At 33.6% G+C, this 20,889-nt stretch carries 20 protein-coding genes; 2 read left to right on the forward strand and 18 right to left on the reverse strand.

Features of this window, described 5'->3' with window-relative positions:
* Window positions 1-4: 4 nt before the first annotated feature.
* The 18 genes from nuoL to EF513_RS05570 all read right to left on the reverse strand — a co-directional run bounded on the left by nuoL (window position 5) and on the right by EF513_RS05570 (window position 19,199).
* A complete protein-coding gene (gene nuoL, locus EF513_RS05485) occupies window positions 5-1,939 on the reverse strand; it encodes an NADH-quinone oxidoreductase subunit L (RefSeq protein ID WP_125216402.1) in 1,935 nt (644 codons plus the stop codon).
* A gap of 2 nt (window positions 1,940-1,941) precedes the next feature.
* Window positions 1,942-2,271, reverse strand: a complete 330-nt coding sequence (gene nuoK / locus EF513_RS05490) for an NADH-quinone oxidoreductase subunit NuoK (protein ID WP_125216403.1) — start codon at window positions 2,269-2,271, stop codon at window positions 1,942-1,944.
* Entirely contained in the window at window positions 2,261-2,878 is a 618-nt protein-coding gene (locus EF513_RS05495) for an NADH-quinone oxidoreductase subunit J (RefSeq protein WP_125216404.1), read from the reverse strand. Before EF513_RS05495 ends, nuoK begins: the two co-directional genes overlap by 11 nt.
* Window positions 2,875-3,168, reverse strand: a complete 294-nt coding sequence (locus EF513_RS05500) for a hypothetical protein (RefSeq protein WP_125216405.1) — start codon at window positions 3,166-3,168, stop codon at window positions 2,875-2,877. Before EF513_RS05500 ends, EF513_RS05495 begins: the two co-directional genes overlap by 4 nt.
* A 50-nt stretch (window positions 3,169-3,218) precedes the next feature.
* Window positions 3,219-3,698 carry an NADH-quinone oxidoreductase subunit NuoI gene (gene nuoI / locus EF513_RS05505; RefSeq protein ID WP_125216406.1) on the reverse strand — a complete coding sequence of 160 codons (480 nt, stop codon included), beginning with the start codon at window positions 3,696-3,698 and terminating at the stop codon, window positions 3,219-3,221.
* 7 nt (window positions 3,699-3,705) lie between these two features.
* Window positions 3,706-4,716, reverse strand: a complete 1,011-nt coding sequence (nuoH, locus tag EF513_RS05510; RefSeq protein WP_125216407.1) for an NADH-quinone oxidoreductase subunit NuoH — start codon at window positions 4,714-4,716, stop codon at window positions 3,706-3,708.
* Window positions 4,717-6,768, reverse strand: coding sequence for an NADH-quinone oxidoreductase subunit NuoG (gene nuoG / locus EF513_RS05515; RefSeq protein WP_125216408.1), 2,052 nt, complete (start codon window positions 6,766-6,768; stop codon window positions 4,717-4,719).
* Window positions 6,761-7,060, reverse strand: a complete 300-nt coding sequence (locus EF513_RS05520; RefSeq protein ID WP_125216409.1) for a GTP cyclohydrolase — start codon at window positions 7,058-7,060, stop codon at window positions 6,761-6,763. The genes nuoG and EF513_RS05520 overlap by 8 nt, the downstream gene beginning before the upstream one ends.
* Window positions 7,061-8,341, reverse strand: a complete 1,281-nt coding sequence (gene nuoF / locus EF513_RS05525; RefSeq protein WP_125216410.1) for an NADH-quinone oxidoreductase subunit NuoF — start codon at window positions 8,339-8,341, stop codon at window positions 7,061-7,063.
* Window positions 8,342-8,352: 11 nt separating this feature from the next.
* Window positions 8,353-8,940: an NADH-quinone oxidoreductase subunit NuoE gene (nuoE, locus tag EF513_RS05530; protein WP_125216411.1), complete on the reverse strand. Its 588-nt coding sequence runs from the start codon at window positions 8,938-8,940 to the stop codon at window positions 8,353-8,355.
* On the reverse strand, window positions 8,937-10,118 hold the full coding sequence (locus EF513_RS05535) for an NADH-quinone oxidoreductase subunit D (protein WP_125216412.1): 1,182 nt from the start codon (window positions 10,116-10,118) through the stop codon (window positions 8,937-8,939). Before EF513_RS05535 ends, nuoE begins: the two co-directional genes overlap by 4 nt.
* A 14-nt stretch (window positions 10,119-10,132) precedes the next feature.
* Window positions 10,133-10,747, reverse strand: a complete 615-nt coding sequence (locus EF513_RS05540; protein ID WP_125216413.1) for an NADH-quinone oxidoreductase subunit C — start codon at window positions 10,745-10,747, stop codon at window positions 10,133-10,135.
* A 3-nt stretch (window positions 10,748-10,750) separates the two neighbouring features.
* Window positions 10,751-11,281 (reverse strand): NuoB/complex I 20 kDa subunit family protein, encoded by a 531-nt coding sequence (locus EF513_RS05545; protein ID WP_125216414.1) that lies wholly within the window; start codon window positions 11,279-11,281, stop codon window positions 10,751-10,753.
* A gap of 8 nt (window positions 11,282-11,289) precedes the next feature.
* The gene (ndhC, locus tag EF513_RS05550; RefSeq protein WP_410528587.1) at window positions 11,290-11,583 is read right to left on the reverse strand and encodes an NADH-quinone oxidoreductase subunit A; all 294 of its coding nucleotides are present in this window, start codon (window positions 11,581-11,583) and stop codon (window positions 11,290-11,292) included.
* A 232-nt stretch (window positions 11,584-11,815) separates the two neighbouring features.
* The gene (locus EF513_RS05555) at window positions 11,816-13,798 is read right to left on the reverse strand and encodes an ATP-binding cassette domain-containing protein (RefSeq protein WP_125216416.1); all 1,983 of its coding nucleotides are present in this window, start codon (window positions 13,796-13,798) and stop codon (window positions 11,816-11,818) included.
* Window positions 13,799-13,872: 74 nt separating this feature from the next.
* Window positions 13,873-15,720, reverse strand: coding sequence for an ATP-binding cassette domain-containing protein (locus EF513_RS05560; protein WP_164503842.1), 1,848 nt, complete (start codon window positions 15,718-15,720; stop codon window positions 13,873-13,875).
* A 211-nt stretch (window positions 15,721-15,931) separates the two neighbouring features.
* Window positions 15,932-17,053 (reverse strand): 3-deoxy-7-phosphoheptulonate synthase, encoded by a 1,122-nt coding sequence (locus EF513_RS05565; protein WP_125216418.1) that lies wholly within the window; start codon window positions 17,051-17,053, stop codon window positions 15,932-15,934.
* A 1-nt stretch (window position 17,054) separates the two neighbouring features.
* Complete coding sequence (locus EF513_RS05570) at window positions 17,055-19,199, reverse strand: ATP-dependent helicase (RefSeq protein ID WP_125216419.1); 2,145 nt, start codon at window positions 19,197-19,199, stop codon at window positions 17,055-17,057.
* An 88-nt stretch (window positions 19,200-19,287) separates the two neighbouring features.
* Between EF513_RS05570 and EF513_RS05575 the strand changes: the two genes are divergently transcribed.
* Together EF513_RS05575 and secF are read left to right on the forward strand one after the other, a co-directional pair.
* Window positions 19,288-19,992, forward strand: coding sequence for a TerC family protein (locus EF513_RS05575; RefSeq protein ID WP_125216420.1), 705 nt, complete (start codon window positions 19,288-19,290; stop codon window positions 19,990-19,992).
* Window positions 19,993-20,883: a protein translocase subunit SecF gene (secF, locus tag EF513_RS05580; RefSeq protein ID WP_125216421.1), complete on the forward strand. Its 891-nt coding sequence runs from the start codon at window positions 19,993-19,995 to the stop codon at window positions 20,881-20,883.
* Window positions 20,884-20,889 lie beyond the last annotated feature (6 nt).

A 20,889-nucleotide genomic window follows, 5' to 3' on the forward strand; every position in this document is an offset into this window, starting at 1 on the left:
TTACTTAAACTAATTTAATAACATACCAGCTAATAATTGCCACTGCGCTAAATAGCATAACTAAAGCGTAATGAAATATATAACCATTTTGAAATTTACTAAATTTTTCAGAAAGGAATTTTGAAATCTTTACCAAACTACTGGGTCCATATTGATCAATAATTGCTATATCAATATGTTTCCAAGCAAAATGGGAAAGATTAAACCAGTTATGTGTGAAAAGTCGGTGATATAATTCATCAAAAAAATATTTATTATATAAAATATGATGGATTTTTTGAAGCTTTGTAAATAGATACTCACCTAAAATTGATCTGGTTAAATAAAGCTTATAAGCGACTAATATGCCGCCAATGCTTAAGACCATAGGCAAATATTTATATAATGTTGGAGTGTGATGCAATTCGTCAAGAATGTTATGCTCAGGTAAAATTACAATAGCATCCTTCCAAAGGCTTAAACTGTAATCAATCATATTTAAGATATTAGCACCATAATAGCCGGAAAAAATAGCACCTATCGCCAATACACCTAACGGTAATAACATAATTAATGGTGATTCATGAATTAACTCAGATATTTTATGATCGTAATTTGCTCGACCATGAAATACTTTGAAAATCAATCTCCATGAATAGAATGCAGTAAAGGTCGCAGCAATGATACCTAGTAAGTATGCAAAATGCCCATAAGAAGAGTGGCTCATATAGGCCGATTCTAAAATAGCCTCTTTGCTGTAAAATCCAGCAAATGGCGGGAAGCCAGCAATGGCAAGAGAGCCAATCCAAAACATGCTGTAAGTTACGGGTATTTTACGCCATAAGTTACCCATTTTGTTAATATCTTGCTCATTATTAACTGAGTGAATAATATTACCTGCTGATAAAAATAATAAAGCTTTAAAAAATGCATGAGTTGCAAGATGAAATAAGGCGACATTATAAACGGAAAGGCCGCAAGCTATAAACATATAACCGAGCTGGCTACATGTTGAATAGGCAATAATTTTTTTAATATCATTTTGGACTAAAGCAATTGATGCAGCAAAAACAGCAGTTATTGAGCCAATGATTAGCATGAAGTCTCTGGCAATTTGGGATAATTCAAATAGTGGAGAAAAGCGTATAACTAAAAATACTCCGGCTGTAACCATAGTTGCTGCGTGAATTAAAGCCGATACTGGAGTTGGTCCTTCCATAGCATCAGGTAACCAAACGTGCAATCCTATCTGAGCTGATTTACCCATGCATCCTAAAAACAATGCAATACAGGCAAAGTCAATGGCATTTATTTGATATCCAAAGAAGCTTATAGGGTTGAACTGAATATCATTAAGTGAATTAAAAATAGTGCTAAATTTAACACTGTCAAAAATTAAATAAATGGCTGCAATACCAATAATAAAGCAAAAATCGCCTACGCGATTTACAATAAAAGCTTTCATAGCAGCCTGATAAGCAGAGCGCTTCTTATACCAAAAGCCTATTAACAAGTATGAGCAAGCTCCGACTCCTTCCCAACCCAAAAAGAGCTGAATTAAATTACTAGCAGTAACAAGAACGGTCATAGCAAAGGTAAACAATGATAGATAAGCCATGAATCGTGCTACATGAGGATCATCCTGCATATAACCCACAGAGTAAATATGGACCATTAAAGATACCGATGTTACTACTACTAGCATAATTACCGAAAGGCTATCTACGTTAATAGTCCATTTTACACTGAAATCTACTAAATTAAACCAGTTGGTAAGGCGATAGAGAGTAGCTGGCGCTCCATCTAATAAAATTTCTTTGGCAAAATATAAAGAGGCAATAAATGCAACCGACACCCCTAAAATGGTAATGATTTGGGCTAATGATTTTGTAAGACGATTGCTAAAGCAACCAACAATTATAGAAGCTATAAGTGGGGTGAATAACCAAAGTGGATGCATAATTAACCTTTCATTTGATTTGCTTCATCAATAGCAACAGAATTTTTGTTTCTAAAGTAGATAACCAAAATTGCAAGGCCAATTGCAGTTTCGGCCGCGGCAACAGTTAAAATAAAAATGGCAAAAATCTGTCCAGTGATTTGAGATAGTTTCATTGAAGCGGCTACAAAATTGATGTTTACTGATAAAAGCATCAGTTCAATCGACATAAGTATCATGATAATATTCCTGCGATTAAGAAATATGCCACATATCCCTATACTGAATATGATAGAAGATAAGAAAAAATAATGGACTAAATCAATCTGAGAAGTGAAAATATTACTTAACATCTACCCCGTCTCCTACCTTAATTTTTATTAGTTTTACCCCTGTATCCCGGGTGCGGTTATTTTGTGCAGTAATATTTTGTTTCTTTACGTTTTCTCGTGCCCGTAAGGTAAGTAGAATGGATCCAATCATCGCCACTAATAAAATTATACCAGCAATTTGAAAGGCTAGTACGTAATCAGTATATAAAACTGAGCCAATGTAATGAGTGTTAGACATGGTTTCTGGTAAGTTAGGAAGGTGGTATAAATTCGATTCTTGAGCTGTAGCAAAAGAGTTATAATTAATTACCAATAAATCTATTACCAATATAAAACATATTATTAAAGCAAAAGGGATATTTTTATTAAAAGCTGTTCTGACTTGTTCAACTTTAATGTCAAACATCATTATTACAAATAAAAACAATACAGCTACTGCACCTACATAGACAATGATAAGGGTGGCCGCAATAAATTCAGCTCCTATTAAGATAAATAGAGCTGCAGTATTAAAAAACACCATGACTAGTGATAGTACGGAATGGACAGGATTTTTAAAACTGATAGTTAGTCCGGCAAACAAAATTGTTAAAAATGCAAAAAAATAAAAGATACTAGCAATTATCATGCGGATTTTTCTCTGTTAATGGGTGAACAATTTTGTAAGGATTGAATTTGGTCTGTATAGCTTCTTAATGAGGATTGGTAATAAGTGGATATATTGGGAGTAAAATATTGATCTAATCTATCAAATTCTAAAATTTTTTCTACACTTTTATTATTCTGAACGGTATTTATACAATCCTGAAAAGTATCATAATAATGTGGTGTATATTGTTGCATTATCTGTACAATAATCCCATAATTACTAGATTTTTCAAAAAAATTTCTAAATAAATGAAAAAAATTTACCCACATATATAATTGTGTTTCCTATCGTCCAATTATTAAGCTGTTGTTATAGTACATTATCTATACTCTTTATCTTTTTCAATGTTAAATGCTAATTGCTGTTCCCAGATTGCTCCATTCTTTAATAATCGGTCTTTGTTGTAATATAATTCTTCTCGTGTTTCAGTAGAAAATTCAAAATTTGGTCCTTCAACAATTGCATCTACCGGGCAAGCCTCTTGGCAAAAGCCACAATAAATACATTTAGTCATATCTATATCATATTTAGTAGTGCGCCTACTGCCATCATCTCTTACTTCGGCTTCAATCGTGATTGCTTGAGCAGGACATATTGCTTCACATAGTTTGCATGCAATGCAGCGTTCTTCGCCATTTGGATATCTTCTTAAGGCATGTTCTCCACGAAACCTTGGGCTTAGGGAGGTTTTTTGATAAGGATAATCAATGGTTACAGATTTTTTAAAGAAATACTTTAAAGTTAGCATCATACCTGAAAAGATTTCTGAAAGTAGAAATGAGCCTAAGCTGTTAGTCATAAATCACCTAAACTACCGGTAAGTTGTTGGTATATAAAAGAATTCCTGCAATTAATACTACCCAAAATAATGTAAGAGGCAAGAAAACTTTCCAACCAAGCCGCATTAATTGATCATAACGATATCTTGGCAGGGTGGCTCGTACCCATAAAAAGCAGAATAAAACAAAAGATACTTTGAGAGCAAACCATATAAATCCTGGGATAAACTTAAGCGCGATTAATCCAAAAGGAGGTAGCCATCCGCCCATAAATAATATCACAAACATCGAGCTGGTAAGAATCATGTTGGCATATTCGCCTAAAAAGAACATAGCAAAAGTCATAGAGGAATATTCAACGTTATATCCAGCTACTAGCTCTGCTTCTGCTTCAGGTAGATCAAATGGTAATCTGTTGGTTTCAGCAAGAATTGAAATAAAAAATACTACCGCCATTGGTAATAGTAACAGCTCAATAAGTAATGGTTGCTGAGAAGTTTCGTATACAATATCAATTAAATTTAATGATCCGGTTGTAAGTAATACAGTAATGATAACCAACCCCATAGATACTTCATATGAGATCATTTGAGCTGAAGAGCGGATAGCTCCTAAAAACGCATATTTTGAGTTGCTTGCCCAACCGGCCATGATAATGCCATATACCCCAAGCGAAGAGATGGCAAGTAGATAAAGTATTCCGATATTAATATCTGCAATTACAAATTCTTCAGTAATTGGAATAACCGCCCAGCCTACCAAGCTCAAGGTAAAGGTAATCATTGGCGCTAGAATAAAGATAATTTTGTTTGATTGGGTAGGAATTATAACTTCCTTAAGCATTAATTTTATTCCATCACATAATGGCTGAAGTAACCCAAAGGGGCCGGTAACATTGGGACCTTTGCGTAATTGTATAGCAGCAATTACTTTTCTTTCTGCATAAGTTAAATAAGCCACGCAAATCAACAGCGGCAATATTACCGCAATAATTTTTGCTATAATTACTAAAGTTGGCCAGAAATATTCTTCAAACATTTATGCTGCCTCATGAGTGTTATGTTGCTTAATTAGCTTAGCACATTCTGCCATAATCTTAGAAGCTCTGGCAATAGGATTTGTTAGATAATAATTACTGCAAACATTTGAAACGTTAGCATTAAATTTGATCTCTCCTTTAATGCCAAAAGCCGTTAAAGTTGTTTGAATACATTTTCCTACTTGATCAAACCACTCAAAATTCTTATTCATTTCTTGATGTAAATCATGTAAAGTATTAAAAGTAAATGCTGAACCAAAAAGCATAGCAAGATTATTTATGATAACCCAATCACTGGTTGCCATATTTGGTGGAGAAATAGCTATTTGGGTGCGTTGAATTCTACCTTCTAAATTAAGGTAAGTGGCATTTTTTTCGGTATAACTAGCTGCCGGTAGTATAATATCTGCCTGATGGGCACCATTATCTCCATGTGTTCCGATATAAATAGTTTTACACTGAGTATTAGTAGCTGTGAGATCAAACTCATCAGCACCCACATTAAGTAGAACTTTTATATTACCCATTTTAGCTTTTTCTAATATTTGAGTAATAGTTAGATTCCCACTTAACCCCACTAAAGCAGCACCTATTTGCCCTGGAGTTTGATGAAGGACGTTATATCCATTCCAATTTTCTTGGATAAAATTGTATTTATTGCATAAATCATATAACTCATGTTGAATAGCTAACGCATCATCGCGAGCTAAAATATTTTCCCCAATAATAATTACCGGCTTTTTAGCTTCCTTAAGAATTTTTACAATTTCATGGTTACCTGCAATAATTTGAGAAATAACAGATAAATCATTACCAAGGTTAGTTACAGGATAAGTTTGATCATTAATCTCACCAATTGAAAATACCGGAAAATTACCTTTTAAATATCTTTTTCTAAGACGAGCCCCTACTAATGATGCATCAAACCTTGGATTTGCACCTATTAGTAGGCAGAAATCAGCTTGTTCTAATTGCTGAATTGAAGTGTTAAATAAGTAGCTTGCTGGATTGCTAGTATCAATTTTAAGATTATTAATTCCACAGATAGTAGTGATTTTAAGATGATCAGCTAGCTTTTTAACTAAAAAGTTGGTTTCAACATCAACTAAATTGCCGGTAATAATGCCAATTTCAGAAGGTTTGTGTGAGGAGATCAATTTTTTAATTTCATCTAAAGCATCTTCCCAAGATGTTTTAGTAAATTTCCCCTCGGTAGATTTAATATAAGGTTGGTCAAGTCTTTGATATTTTAGGCCATCATAAGCAAATCTAGCTTTATCTGATATCCATTCTTCATTGATAGCTTCGTTCAGTTTAGGTAAAATACGCATTACTTCTTTACCGCGATAATCTATGCGGATATTACTGCCTACTGCATCCATTATATCAATTGATTCGGTTTTGCGTAATTCCCAGCTTCTAGCCTTAAAAGCATAAGGTTTTGAGGTAAGGGCGCCAACTGGGCATAAATCAATCATATTACCAGAAAGTTCAGAGGTAATGGTCTTTTCTACGTAAGTACCTACTTCCATATGCTCACCGCGGCCAGTAGCACCAAGTTCTGGAACGCCTGCAATTTGAGTGGCAAAACGAATACAACGAGTGCAGTGAATACAACGGGTCATATGGGTTTTTATCAGAGGTCCCATATATTTATCTTTTACTGCCCGTTTATTCTCATGAAAACGGTTAGAGCCGCCACCATACATATAGGCTTGATCTTGTAAATCACATTCACCACCCTGATCACAAATTGGGCAATCAAGCGGATGATTAATAAGTAAGAATTCCATGACGCCTTTACGCGCTTTTTCAACATTAGGAGTATTAGTATGGATTACCATACCTTCGCCTGCAGGCATTGCACAAGAAGCAATCGGCTTGGGAGATTTTTCCATTTCAACTAAACACATGCGGCAATTGCCAGCAATACTTAAGCGATCATGATAACAAAATCTAGGTACTTCAATGCCTAATTGCTCACAGGCCTGAAGAACTGTAGTACCTTGAGGAACTTCAATTTCTTTACCGTTAATTTTAAGTTTAGGCATTGTTGTTCTCCTGCATTTTTTCTAAAATATGCTGCATATCTGTTGAATATTTAGTAGGAATAAATTCAGTAATTTTACACTCAGCAATATTGTTAGTTATAAAAGGACCTTGTTTAATAAAATCTTCTGCGTTCAGTAAATTATCATGCAAAGTTATTAAAATTCCACCATGACGGAGATTTTTTATTCCGGCAAGTAATAATAAATTTTTTTGAAGAGCAATAGCTATAAAATTTCTATATTTTGCAGCTTCTTCTAAGGGAATAAGGTAATTTAAATCAATTAAAAACACCTATGCAATCCTTTGAACATAATTATCAATACGGCGTTCAATTTCATGCCTAAAATGGCGGATTAACCCTTGAATAGGCCAAGCTGCAGCATCACCTAATGCGCAAATAGTATGGCCTTCTATTTGTTTGCTCACATCTAATAAATCATCAATTTCTTGCTTAGTAGCGTTGCCCTCAACTAAACGCATCATCACTCGCCACATCCAACCTGTTCCTTCACGACATGGAGTGCATTGACCGCATGATTCATGCATATAAAATTTACTAAGCCTTGCTATTGCATAGACTATATCGGTTGATTTATCCATTACAATGACTCCTGCAGTGCCTAAACCACTTTGTACACTACGTAGTGCATCAAAATCCATAGTAATATCATCGCAAATTGATTTTGGTAGTAATGGTACCGATGAACCGCCTGGAATAATAGCCAATAAATTGTCCCAACCACCTCTAACGCCACCTGCATGTTTTTCAATAAGTTCGCGCAATGGGATGCCCATTTCTTCTTCAACATTGCAAGGATTGTTTACATGGCCGGAAATACAAAATAATTTAGTACCAGCGTTATTTGGTTTGCCAAGAGCTGCAAACCAATTAGCTCCACGCCTAAGAATAGTAGGAACTACAGCAATTGACTCAACATTATTAATAGTGGTAGGGCAACCATATAAACCAAATCCAGCAGGAAATGGAGGTTTTAAGCGTGGTTGACCTTTTTTACCTTCTAAGCTTTCAAGCAAAGCTGTTTCTTCACCGCAAATATAAGCGCCAGCACCTCTATGTAAATAAATATCAAAATCCCAACCGGAGTTGCAAGCATTTTTACCAATTAACTTTGCCTCGTAAGCTTCATCAATAGCTTTTTGAATATGCGATGCTTCATTATAAAATTCGCCCCTTACATATATGTAACAAGTATGGGAACGCATGGCAAATCCTGCAATCAAGCAACCTTCTAGTAATAAATGCGGATCATATCTTAAAATGTCACGATCTTTGCAGGTGCCTGGTTCGCTTTCGTCAGCATTAACCACTAAGTAATGAGGACGATTAGGGTTTATTTCTTTTGGCATAAAAGACCATTTTATACCGGTAGAAAATCCTGCTCCGCCTCTGCCTCTAAGGCCTGAGGCTTTGACTTGTTCAATAATCGCTTCATGTCCTAGTTCAAGTAATTGTTTAGTATTATCCCAAATGCCGCGTTTTGTTGCGCCTTTAAGAGCCCAATCCTCAAGTCCATAAATATTTTTAAAAATACGCTCTTCATTTTTAAGCATCTTGTTTCCCTTTATTTATTTGCATCATTTGCAATTGGGGCGGATCCTGTTCTGCCAGTTTGGGAACCATGTTTAATTTCTTTCCCTTCACTTAACTTATCCAATAGCTCCGAGAAGACGGTGGAATCTAAATCTTCAAAATAATCATCATTAATTTGGACAAGTGGTGCATTAACGCAAGCTCCTAAGCACTCAACTTCAGACAGCGTAAAAAGATTATCGTTACTAGTTTCTCCTTGTTTGAGGCCAAGCTTATCTTTGCAGATTTTAAATAATTCATTACTGCCTCTGAGCCAACATGGAGTTGTACCGCAAATTTGCAAATGATATTTGCCAATCGGTTTAAGGTTAAACATCGTATAAAAGGTTGCCACCTCATATACTTTTATTGCAGGCATATCAAGGGTGTATGCTACTGCATCCATAGCTGATTTAGATAACCACCCATGATTTTGACGTTGGGCAATATCTAAAACTGGTAGTACTGCACTTGCTTGGCGTCCTTGAGGGTATTTTGCTATAATTTGTTTAATTTTTTCTAGATTATCTTTTGTAAATTCAAAAGATGCTGACTCTATTTTGTTAGTTTGATGGCTCATCGATCAATTTCTCCAAACACTACATCCAGGCTTCCGATAATAGTTACCACATCAGCTAACATATGACCTTTGGACATAAAATCTAATCCTTGCAGATGAGGAAAGCCTGGAGCACGCAACCTGCACCGATAAGGTTTGTTAGTACCATTAGAAATTAAATATACTCCAAATTCTCCCTTAGGTGCTTCCACTGCAGCGTAATACTCTCCTGCCGGTACATGATATCCTTCGGTATAAAGTTTGAAGTGATGAATTAAAGCTTCCATCGAAGTTTTCATCTCATGTCTTGGAGGCGGAGCAATTTTACGATCTAAAGTTTTGATTGGACCTTCAGGCATTTGCTCAATACATTGCTTGATGATTTTTACTGATTGGTACATTTCTTCAATACGTACTAGGTAGCGATCATAACAATCACCATTTTTTCCGATTGCTACATCGAAATCCATTTGGTCATATACGTCATATGGTCGTGATTTACGTAGGTCCCAAGGTACTCCTGAGCCTCTTAACATTGGTCCTGAAAAACCATAGTTGCAGGCTTGCTCTGCGGTTACAATGCCTATATCCACTAATCGTTGCTTCCATATGCGGTTTTCGGTCAGCAAAGACTCTACATCTTTTAAATATTTAGGAAAATTTTCATTAAAATGATAAATATCTTCTAATAATCCTTTTGGTAAATCTTGTGCAACTCCTCCTGGCCTGAAATATGCCGCATGCATTCTGGCGCCGCTGACTCGCTCATAAAAAGTCATAATTTTTTCACGCTCTTCAAATAGCCAGAGGAGGGGAGTTGTGGCTCCTACATCAAGCGCCTGAGTTGCAATGTTTAAAGTGTGATTTAATATTCTGGTAAGTTCTGAAAATAATACCCGAATATATTGTGCACGAATAGGTACTTCGCAGCCTAATAATCTTTCTACTGATAAAGCAAATGCATGCTCTTGACACATAGGTGAAACATAATCTAAGCGATCAAAATAAGGAATGGCTTGAAGATAGGTTTTATGCTCGATTAATTTTTCAGTGCCACGATGCAGTAGGCCAATATGGGGGTCAGCGCGCTCGATTACTTCTCCATCCATTTCAAGTACCAACCTTAAAACACCATGAGCGGCAGGATGCTGCGGCCCAAAATTTAAGGTCATGTTTTTCAGTTCAAGTTCAGCTGCCATATTTTCAAATCAACCTAATTTTTTGCCTTTTCATCACCCGGTAATGTGCCTGGTATTTTATATTCTGTGCCTTCCCATGGGCTTAAGAAGTCAAAATTTCTAAATTCTTGCATAAGCTTTACTGGCTCATAGACTACCTTTTGAGTTTCAAAATCGTATCTTACTTCCACATAGCCGGTAAGTGGAAAATCTTTACGAAGTGGATGGCCTTGAAAGCCATAATCGGTTAAAATACGCCTTAAATCTGGATTGTTACCAAATAATATACCGTACATATCATATATTTCACGCTCAAACCAAATAGCTCCTTCAAATATTTCATATATAGAAGGGATAACTGAATCTGCCTCACATTCAATTTTGATAATGCAACGTAAATTATATTTTAAGCTTAAAAAATTATAGTTAATTTCAAACCTATTTTCACGCTCAGGAAAGTCAGCTCCAAAAATATCAATCAGAGTAGTAAATTGTAACTTGGAATCTTTTTTAAGCACCTTGATCGCTGATAAGATGTGTTCTTTAGTAGTTTTAATTAAAATTGCATCAAATTTAGATTCAAATTCAATTAAATGGGTATAAGAAAACTTGCTTTTTAGATATTCAACTATTTGCTGTCTGTCTTGCATTATTCATTCACCGCTACGTTTTAGTCTGAGTTTGCCTGTGCGCTGGATTTTGCGTTGTAATTGCATAATTCCATAAAGTAATGCTTCAGCGGTAGGTGGGCAGCCCGGTACATAAACATCTACAGGTACAATGCGATCACATCCTCTTACTACTGAATAAGAATAGTGATAATAACCTCCACCGTTGGCGCAGCTACCCATAGAGATAACCCATCTTGGTTCGGCCATTTGGTCATATACTTTTCTTAGAGCTGGGGCCATTTTATTAGTTAAAGTGCCTGCTACAATCATTACATCAGATTGTCTAGGGCTTGGTCTGAATACTAACCCTAGTCTATCTAAATCATAACGGCTGCCAGCAGCTTGCATCATTTCAACAGCACAGCAAGCAAGACCAAAGGTCATTGGCCACAGTGATGAGCTTCTGACTAAGCTTGCTAAGTGATCAAGTTTAGTAACAAAATAACCTTGATTGTTAACTTCTTCAGCTACTTGGGATAAATATTCATCTGGTGATTTTATTTTATTTAGCATAATTAACTCTATTCCCAATCAAGGGCGCCTTTCTTCCATTCATAAATGAAGCCTACTGTTAAGACTCCTAAAAACACTATCATTGACCAAAAGCCAAATTTACCAATTTTACCTAAAGTAATTGCCCATGGGAAAAGAAAAATAATTTCTAAATCAAATATAATAAATAGCATAGCCACGAGATAAAAGCGTACATCAAACTTTCCTCTAGCATCCCCAAATGCTTCAAAGCCGCATTCATATGCAGATAATTTTTCACGGTCAGGGCGACTTCGGGCAACCAGAAACGGGATAATAACCATGACAATTGAAAGACCTATAGCGATTGCTAAAAAAATCAGGATAGGTAAATATTCTAAAGCTAATTCGGATTTTGTGAACATATTAAATTTTTAACATTCTAAAAATTATAAATATGATAGAAAATTTTTACGTAGATTACAAGCGTTTGTTTTAAAACATAATAAGAGTGGCTAGCGAAAGTCACTCTTATGTATTTAAAGTAAAGTGGAATAGTTGGATGTAAGGTTAATATTAGATCCTTATTGTTTGAATTGGATCGCGTGCGATAACTGCGCCTTCAGCGGAATAAGCTACAATTTCATTTTCTGTGTCTAATGTTACTTTTGTACCTTGTTTATCTTCAGGAGCAAGATTATGATCCACAACAAATACAAATTTTTGTTGTTTTTCAGCATATTTGCGAAGCAGATTCATAGCTTCTCGTCTTGCACCTCCATCAACAAGGACTCCGTCATCGTTGATTTTAGATAGAGCAGAAGCGGCTTCATCCACAATGATATCTTGATATATTTTTTGATTATTTTCATCCAATGCAGTCAGTGCAGAGATAATCATGATAGCAGTTTTTTGGCCGTCTGAATAGGTTTCGGCTGGTGTGGTTTGAAGGTCGGTTAATAGCTTCTTTAGTTCCGGGTAAGAAGTATCTGGGGTGTTATTATCGCTAAATTCAGTCAATGTATCCGCAGTTGCTCTAAAATTTGCTGCACTTTGTAAATACTTAAAATGAGAATTAAAGTTGTTTAAACTTAAGAAGGCAAAAGATGTGTCTTTTGGTAATTGTACTCGAGCATTCTGGCTACCGCTAATATGGTATTGTTCGGCTAAAACTTTAAGAAAAGTAGATTTACCAGTAGCGTTTTTTCCTTCAATAGTGATTAGGTGTCCTTTAGAAAATTCTAAATTTTTATATTTTATTTCTTTAGTAATATGTGTAGATGATGCCCCTTTAACAGGATTTGGGATAAGGAACTTTACTACCAAGTTGTTTATAGCAATATTCTGTTGTGTATCCAATCTTTTTAGGTCAATTAGAGCAAATCTTCTTTTACTCATCATACGATCTGTAGGTTCTATTTTGCGAGCATATATTGCTTTATCTTTAATCATTAATTCCGGATTGATCAAGAGGCAAGCGCGATAAGTACGAAGTAAAGCCTTATCTGAACCTATAAAATCTTTTAAGTCTTCGCCTACAGCTCTAGTATATTGCTGTAATGATATTATTTTCTCGTCTAGATTATGTTCCAATTTTTGAGATCCAGTTAAGGTTTCAATAATTTCTTGAATAATTTTGAAAGGTTGAGTTATAGAATGTACAAACAAAATTGATAGTTGTAAGATTTTGCTGCCCCCATTTAATAATTTCACTACAATTTTATATTTTGTTAACTCCTCAAGTTTATTTTTTAGGAATTTTATAAAATTATCAATGACTTGGGGTTTTGCTACTGTCTTATTTATAGATTTGTTTTGAGTTATGTTGCGCAGTTGGTCTTCAGTTGTTTGGATCTGCAATTCATCGTATAACTTAGCTCTAATCAACACTTTTCCTAACTCAAATGCGAGAAGAACAAAACTTAGGCCATAAGGTAAAAATTTTCCCAGATTGGATTTAATTATCGCGTTATTTTGTATCTTAAATTTGATAAATAAAAGGTTAGAGATTTTATTAATTAAGAAAAATTCAACAAGTAACATAAAAGGATCGTAAGCTAATGTGAAACATAACACTGATAAATGAGAAAAAGATTTGATAATATTTGTTTGTAAAGATGATTTCTTAACAGTTTCTATTGAATCTATGTATTTTTTAATCTTAGAATTATTCATGAGTTCATGGTTTTCAACAAATTCCTCGATTTGCTGGCGTAATTGCTCTTGGGAGTAAGATTCGAGCTGATTGCCAATTTCATTAATTCCGAAATTAAAGCACGTTAAAGATAAAATGGTAATAATTGATTGTTTTACAGAGAGTGCGCTGGTTTGATTTAGTTGCGCAACAATAGTATCTAATATAAAGCCGGCAGTAAAACCTGAAATAATTCCTGTAATAGTATAACAAACAATTTTAATTAAGATAAGAGATATTACTTCTTTTCTAAGTAAAATATTTGAAGCTGCCTTTAATGCAGGTTTGATGAAAGTATTATAATAATGATGTAAGAAACTGCTATCGTCCGTAGGAGTAATGAATTGAGAAGAAAGGTATGACATCTTAATATCCTAATTTTATTAAAATTTACTAAATTTACATTACAAGAGAGTAGTTAACATAGTGTCGTCTATAATTAAATAGCTCGCGAGGTATCTTGCTGTGTAGTGTGATTAGATTGTAGGTTTTTATAATAAGCCTTAATCCTATCTGCTACATCTAACGGTTTAGCCTCCTTACCTTCCTTTTCTTGTGCTGAGAAGTTATGATCAATAATCATTGCAAATCTGTTGTGCTCTTCAGCATAGTTATTAAGTAACTCAAGAGCTTCGGCTCTGGCACCGTGAGAATTAGCAGTTTCTGGTATTTGAGAAAGAGAAGATAAAGCTTCATCAACTAAAATATCAAATTTCTTTATAGTATTATTGTTTAGCCTAAGCTTGGTTATTGCTGAGATAATCATTATAGCTGTTTTTTGTCCGTCAGAGTAATCTTTAGCAAGGGTAGTTTTAGTACTTTCTAATAATGTGTGAAGATTAGAATTATTCGTGCTATATTCCTTTAAAGTGTCTTCAGTTGCCCGGAAGTTTGCGGCTACCTCTAAAAATTTAAAGTGCTGATTAAATTCATTTAAACTTAAAAAAGCAAAGGAGGCATCTTGTGGTAAAGTAAGCCGTGCTTGTTGACTACCGCCTGTTAAGAGATAACGTTCTGATAATACTTTAAGGAAAGTAGATTTTCCAGTAGCATTTAATCCCTCAATTAAAATAAGTTTACCTCTAGGTAATTGTAAGTTGCGGTATTTAATTTCCTTGAAATTATAGCTTTCTGTTCCATCGCTGTTTATATGTTTATTACGAAATCTTAAAACTAAATTTTCTAATTTAATTTCATTAATTGTATCTCTTTTAATATCGATAAGTTTTAGGGCTCTTTCTTTTTTTATGGATTCGTAAGTTATGTCGTTCCCTTTTAATCTTGCTTGTTGGGTATTTAAATATCTCGGATCTATGCTGCGTAAGGTATCAGCATTGCTAAATGCACAAAAGCTATAAGCATCTTCTAGATCTTTATTAGAACCCCAAGCTGATACTAAACCTTCACTTGCTGCTTTGCCGTGCTCCCTAAATTTACGAGCTCTCCTACTAATATTGCCTACCGGTGTAGTAGTATTGGTTAGACTTTCAATTAACTTTTGAACAATTTTCAGTGGTTGTGTAAGAGATTCAGCAAATAAAATTGCTAGTTTAAAGATATTTGCTATAGATTTAAGGAAAATATTAGTAAACTGGTAGCTCTTTGCCTCTTTAATTGCTTGTGTTAGTTTGCGGATTGATTCTTCATTGTTGCTAATAGCAGCTACTACCTCATTTGCTTCTTGGCTGTCTTGCTTTCCTTTTAGTTCTTTTTTTAATGTTTTTAGTTTTTCTTCATCATATAATCTTGCTATAACTAATAACCTTGAGACCTCAAACACCATTAAAACTAGGCTTAACCCATAAGGTAGAAACCTACCAAGATTAGAAGTAAATAAAAAATTATTTCTTATATTAAATCTTAAAAATAATAAGGCTAAGGCTTTATTGATTAAAAAGAATTCAGCTAAAAGCTTAAGAGGCTCGTAGAATAAGTGAAAGCTAAATAAGGTAAAATTAGAAAAAGACTTCACAATATGCTTTGAAAAATCTGATTGTACCGCTTCAATAGAGGCAATATATCCTTTATTTCTTTTCATTATATCATGATTTTGAATATATGTTTTGATATTGCGATTTAGTTGGTTCCCGAAGTAGGCTTCTAAATAGTTAGCAATAGTATTAATGCCGTAATTAAAGCATATTAAACCTGCTGTAAGTAATACACTGTTATTTACAGATAGCTTGCTGGTATTATTAATCTGAGCAACTATTGTATCTAATACAAAGCCTGCAGTGAATCCTGATATAATGCCAGTTATGCTAAAACAAATAAATTTCAGTGCCATAATTAAAACTATATCTTGCCTCAATAGTAAAGTTCTAACTAGCTTGTGTATAGGCGTAATAATAATGTTCTTTACTTGTATAAGATAATTTTTAAATGATCTTATTGGTTGGAACAAAGCAAGCATTTTATCTCTCGATTAAAAATTTGATATAGTAATTTTTCATAAAGGTTAATTATTTTTTAATATTATGTCAATTAAAAATTAAATTTCAATTAAATTTATTCAAAAAAGTAAGTAAATTTAATGTTTGGTTGCTATTCAATCTAGGGTCACACATTGAGTGATAATCTTGATTTTGTGAAATGTTATCAATACATTCATAAACATTTTGGTAGGTAGATTCTAAATGAATGCCTGATACTTGGATATTAAGCTGGGATGCAATTTTAAAAAAAACTTCTGTTTCTTGGTAAATTTCAGCCATTAAACGGTATTTTTGATTGGATTTAATATATTTAGTATTGCCATGCATGGGATCAACTAAATATAACAAATTATGCTTTTGCTGTAAGCAATGTTGGAAAATACGGGGTAAATGTAGTTCTATATTCTCTAGGCCTAAACGCATTATAAATAATATCTTACCTTTAAGATTAGAAGGGTTTAAAGTGTTCACCAAGTAGTCTATCTCCTCTGCTGAAATAGTTGAATCAATCTTAATTCCTACCGGGTTAATAACACCTCGGGCGAATTCTATATGGGCACTATCCATAAATCTGGTTTTATTACCAATCCAAATTAATTCGCTACTTGAGGCATAGCTTAAGTTATGTTCTTGCCTAATAAGGTTTTGTTCGAATTGCAGATGAAGGGCTTCGTGTGCATAAAACCAATTAAGATTAAGACTTCTGATTTTATTGATATGATCGTAGCCATTTAATAAATTTTTTGGGTTGGGAAGACGAAACTGCTCATCAACCCCATGGGTATTGATTAAATCCCCCCGATAAGAGAGAATTAGTTTACCTTCAAGTTCAATATATTCATTAGTTCTAGGTTTGGCAAATTGTCCAGCAATCCTAGGAATTTTTATTATATTTTTATGAGGTGATAATGCTGTAGCTTGTTCGTATAGTTTATAAAGGCATAAAGCGTATTCTTTTGGGTCCTCTAAAATTGGTTCAGCGCAATCACCTAATTGAATAATAAAATCGTTTTTACCAAATTCTGCTAAAATGGTTCTAAGTATTGCTATGTCATTAAAGGTGCATAAGCCCTGCTTAGTGGAAAGTTTACTTAAAACTTCAGATAATTTATCTTGCTCATTATAGTTTGGTTGTTGGGTAATATTGAAATTCTGCCAGCTTGACGGGCTCCAATCGTTACTCATGTTAACAAAACTCTATAAATTCAATGCCGATTTTCTTGAGACCACTTTGTTCGAATAATATATCTAATTTATTATCATAACTATTTATTACTGTACCATAACCAAATTTTTGATGAAAAACTTTTTTATTATATACCTGTTTTGGTTCGTTTTTACCTTTGTTCTGCTGTGGAGTTTTGATAGGAAGGATTTTAGGTTTTTGCTCAAGAAAATCAGGAGAGAAAACTTCATCAAATCGAGTAATGTGTAGTAAGCTGTTAGGAATTTCGTCTAAAAATTGTGAAGGAAGGTTATATTGAACTGAGCCGTACATCCATCTTTCATTGGTATGGCTAATAAACAATCTTTGGCGTGCTCTAGTAATTCCTACGTAAGCTAGCCTGCGTTCTTCTTCAAGCTCAGTAGCAATTTGTTCCTGATCACGATATTTGATACTTGGGAAAACTCCCTCTTCCCAGCCAGGTAGAAATACATTGTTAAATTCAAGTCCTTTGGAAGCGTGTAAAGTCATAATTTTAACTTTGACATCAATACCTTCTTGTTCATTATCGCTAACGAGACTAACATGCTCTAAAAACTCTGCAATGCTTGCAAAATCTTGGATAGCTCTAAATAATTCTTTTAAATTTTCCACCCTGCCTTTAGCTTCAATGGAGGGATCATTTTGCCACATTTCTAGATAACCAGATTGTTTAAGGATAGTTTCTACCACTTGTGTATGAGAGGTCGCTTTAATTAATTCATTCCAGCTAGCTAGATTTGTAATAAATTCATTTAAAGTTTTAGCAATTTTACCGGTGAAAATTTGCTTGGAAAGCATATCTTTAACGGCTTCATAATAGCTAATATTATATAGTAAGCTATAATTTTGAATTTGCTTTAAACTGGTACTTCCAATTCCTCTTTTAGGGGTGTTAACGCTTCTTTCAAATGCAAAATTATCATTAAAATTGTTGCTTAATCGTATATAGGCTATTGCATCCTTAATTTCTAAGCGATCATAAAACTTCAAGCTACCTATTACCACAAAGGGAATAATGTTTTTTAGCAACTTATCTTCTAATACCCTGGTTTGAAATGAAGCACGGACTAAAATCGCAACGCTTCCTAAGTTTTCTCCATGATGTTTAAAGTGATCGATAGCTTTGCAGATAAATTCTGCCTCTTCATGATCATTTCTAAGCTTGCTAAGCCACACCTTATTACCTAATTCCAGGTCGCTCCATAATTTTTTATGATATCTTTGTTTATTCTTAGCAATTATTTCGCCGGCTACTGCAAGAATATTTTTGGTAGAACGATAATTTTGTTCTAATTTGATAATATGGCAATTTTGATAATAATTAGTAAACCCTAGAATATTAGCTATTTCTGCTCCACGCCAGCCATAAATTGATTGATCATCATCGCCGACACAACAAATGTTTTGATGCTTAGCTGCAAGTAATTTAACCCATAAATCTTGAATTTTATTAGTATCTTGATACTCATCTACATGAATATACTTAAAACGTTCTTGGAATCTGCTTAAAATATCAGTTTGTTCTTGAAATAGTTTAATATTATACAATAATAAATCGCCAAAATCCATGCTGTTAGCAGTTTTTAATTGTCGTTGATAAAGAGTATAGATTTGGGCAGCCTTTTTACGCCAATCGTTAGTTAATAAGGTTTCATCTAATTGTTCAGGAAAGATGGATAGATCCTTCCATGACTGAATAATAGAGCATATGTTTTTAGGGGAATATTTACGATGATCAATATTGAGGCTTTCCTCAATATTTTTAACTAACCTAATCTGATCATCTATATCAATAATAGTAAAGTCATTTTGAAAACCAACTAGCTCCGCATATATACGTAAAATTTTAGTAGCAATAGAATGGAAAGTGCCACACCAGATTCCTTGAGCATCAATTAGGTTGTTAATTCTAATAAGCATTTCACGGGCTGCTTTATTAGTAAAGGTTACTGCCAAGATTTGCTGAGGAAGAGCAAGGCGCTCTGAAATTAAATATGCAATACGAGAAGTGATCGAAGTAGTTTTACCAGTCCCTGCTCCAGATAACACTAGTAAAGGACCGTTAGTATTTGTTACTACTTTTTGCTGTTCTTGGTTAAGTTTTTGTAATAATTCGTGATTCATAAAATAATATTAAGATTTTAGAAAAAATTGCTGGTCTTATCTTCAATAGTTTTTTACAGTACAAATAAAACTATTGCAAATTAATTAAATGTTAGAAATTTTAACATTTAGTAACTTACTAAATGTATTAACTCTTGTGTTTTTGGAAGTAATCTTAGGGATCGATAATGCTATTTATTTATCTTTATCTTATAATAATTTAACATTAGAAGAACGCAAGCGTTTGCGTAGGATTAGTATTATTACTGCGGTTTTATCTAGGGTGGCATTATTATTTGTGTGCTATTTTATTTGCCATCTTAATAGTCATCTATTTATTATTGCTAATTTTAATGTTACCACTAAAACCATTTTATATTTACTTCTTGGTGGGGTATTAGTTATAAAGGCTATAAGCGAAATCTATGATATAAAATTTAATAAGGTAGTTAAGCTGGTTAAAACCGATAATGATTATAGGCAGGCTTTAATCCAGATTGGCTTTATTAACTTTATTTTAGCACTTGATTCAGCAGCAACTGCAATGGGGCTTACAGAGTATCTTACTGTCGCTTTAATTGCTCTTATAGCCTCATTAACTATTGTATTATTGGCTAAGAATAAAATCAAAAATTTTATTTATAATAACTTGGCAATTAAAGTTTTAAGCTTAAGTGGTTTGCTAGTCATAGGGTTATTTATGATAATAAAAGCCATAGGCTTTCATATTAATTTGACTAATTTGTATTTTGCAATACTTTTTGGGATGGTAGTTGAGTTTATTAAAATGATTGTGTTAAGAGAGCAAAAATAGATGTTTAAAACTAGAGAATTGAATATAAATTTTTTAAAATTACGCAAACCTAACTATATTATATCCATAATACTTAGCGTGATATCCATAATATTAGTGTTAAACAAAGGTTTAAACTTAGGAGTAGATTTTGCAGGTGGAGTGGTAGTTGAGATCTACAATGAAAACATTATTGATCTACAAGAATTAAGGAAAGAATTACATAATAATAAGATTGAGGAGTTTTCGGTATTTAATCTTTCTTCTGAAAAAGAAATTATGATTAAAGTTGGTTTAAATAACGAGAACCAAGCTACAACTATTAATATGATAAGAGAATTAATAGAAACCAAATATCCTACCACTCATTTTAGAAAAATTGACTTTGTAGGACCACAAGTAGGAGAGGAGCTAATTAAAAATGGTGTAATTGCCGTTGTATTAGGATTCCTAAGTATTATGATTTATTTGTGGTTTAGATTTGAATGGCAGTATAGCATAGGAGCAATTTTAGCTCTAGCTCATGATGCATTGTTAACTATGGGATTTTTTAGTTTAACCCAATTAGAATTTAATCTCACCTCTATAGCAGCGTTATTAACTATAATTGGTTATTCTGTAAATGATTCAGTAGTAATTTACGATCGCATAAGAGAAAATTTACTAAAAATGCGTAAAAATACCATAGAACATATTGTTAATAAAAGTATTAATGATACATTATCGAGAACCACATTAACTGTGCTTACTACCGCTTTTGCAAATTTAGCGTTAATCCTATTTGGTGGTAACGTAATTGCAAGTTTTAGTATCGCAATGTTTTTTGGTATAATAATTGGTACTTATTCATCAATTTTTCTTTCGGCACCAGTGTTAATTAACCTTAGGTTAAAAAATTCTAAAGTATCCTAAAATTGA

The organism is Rickettsiales endosymbiont of Stachyamoeba lipophora, assembly GCF_003932735.1.
In the GTDB taxonomy this organism is placed as follows: domain Bacteria; phylum Pseudomonadota; class Alphaproteobacteria; order Rickettsiales; family 33-17; genus RICK01.

Excerpts from the sequence above, each read along its gene's own strand:
- ndhC (WP_410528587.1), bottom strand. The coding sequence starts at position 11,583 with ATGGTTATTATCCCGTTTCTGGTTGCCCGAAGTCGCCCTGACCGTGAA.
- secF (WP_125216421.1), top strand. The coding sequence starts at position 19,993 with ATGTTTAAAACTAGAGAATTGAATATAAATTTTTTAAAATTACGCAAA.
- nuoE (WP_125216411.1), bottom strand. The coding sequence starts at position 8,940 with ATGAGCCATCAAACTAACAAAATAGAGTCAGCATCTTTTGAATTTACA.
- nuoL (WP_125216402.1), bottom strand. The coding sequence starts at position 1,939 with ATGCATCCACTTTGGTTATTCACCCCACTTATAGCTTCTATAATTGTT.
- nuoH (WP_125216407.1), bottom strand. The coding sequence starts at position 4,716 with ATGTTTGAAGAATATTTCTGGCCAACTTTAGTAATTATAGCAAAAATT.
- EF513_RS05545 (WP_125216414.1), bottom strand. The coding sequence starts at position 11,281 with ATGCTAAATAAAATAAAATCACCAGATGAATATTTATCCCAAGTAGCT.
- nuoK (WP_125216403.1), bottom strand. The coding sequence starts at position 2,271 with ATGTTAAGTAATATTTTCACTTCTCAGATTGATTTAGTCCATTATTTT.
- EF513_RS05495 (WP_125216404.1), bottom strand. The coding sequence starts at position 2,878 with ATGATAATTGCTAGTATCTTTTATTTTTTTGCATTTTTAACAATTTTG.
- EF513_RS05555 (WP_125216416.1), bottom strand. The coding sequence starts at position 13,798 with ATGTCATACCTTTCTTCTCAATTCATTACTCCTACGGACGATAGCAGT.
- nuoG (WP_125216408.1), bottom strand. The coding sequence starts at position 6,768 with ATGCCTAAACTTAAAATTAACGGTAAAGAAATTGAAGTTCCTCAAGGT.
- nuoI (WP_125216406.1), bottom strand. The coding sequence starts at position 3,698 with ATGACTAACAGCTTAGGCTCATTTCTACTTTCAGAAATCTTTTCAGGT.
- EF513_RS05500 (WP_125216405.1), bottom strand. The coding sequence starts at position 3,168 with ATGTGGGTAAATTTTTTTCATTTATTTAGAAATTTTTTTGAAAAATCT.
- nuoF (WP_125216410.1), bottom strand. The coding sequence starts at position 8,341 with ATGCTTAAAAATGAAGAGCGTATTTTTAAAAATATTTATGGACTTGAG.
- EF513_RS05565 (WP_125216418.1), bottom strand. The coding sequence starts at position 17,053 with ATGAGTAACGATTGGAGCCCGTCAAGCTGGCAGAATTTCAATATTACC.
- EF513_RS05570 (WP_125216419.1), bottom strand. The coding sequence starts at position 19,199 with ATGAATCACGAATTATTACAAAAACTTAACCAAGAACAGCAAAAAGTA.
- EF513_RS05560 (WP_164503842.1), bottom strand. The coding sequence starts at position 15,720 with ATGGCACTGAAATTTATTTGTTTTAGCATAACTGGCATTATATCAGGA.
- EF513_RS05540 (WP_125216413.1), bottom strand. The coding sequence starts at position 10,747 with ATGCAAGACAGACAGCAAATAGTTGAATATCTAAAAAGCAAGTTTTCT.
- EF513_RS05535 (WP_125216412.1), bottom strand. The coding sequence starts at position 10,118 with ATGGCAGCTGAACTTGAACTGAAAAACATGACCTTAAATTTTGGGCCG.
- EF513_RS05575 (WP_125216420.1), top strand. The coding sequence starts at position 19,288 with ATGTTAGAAATTTTAACATTTAGTAACTTACTAAATGTATTAACTCTT.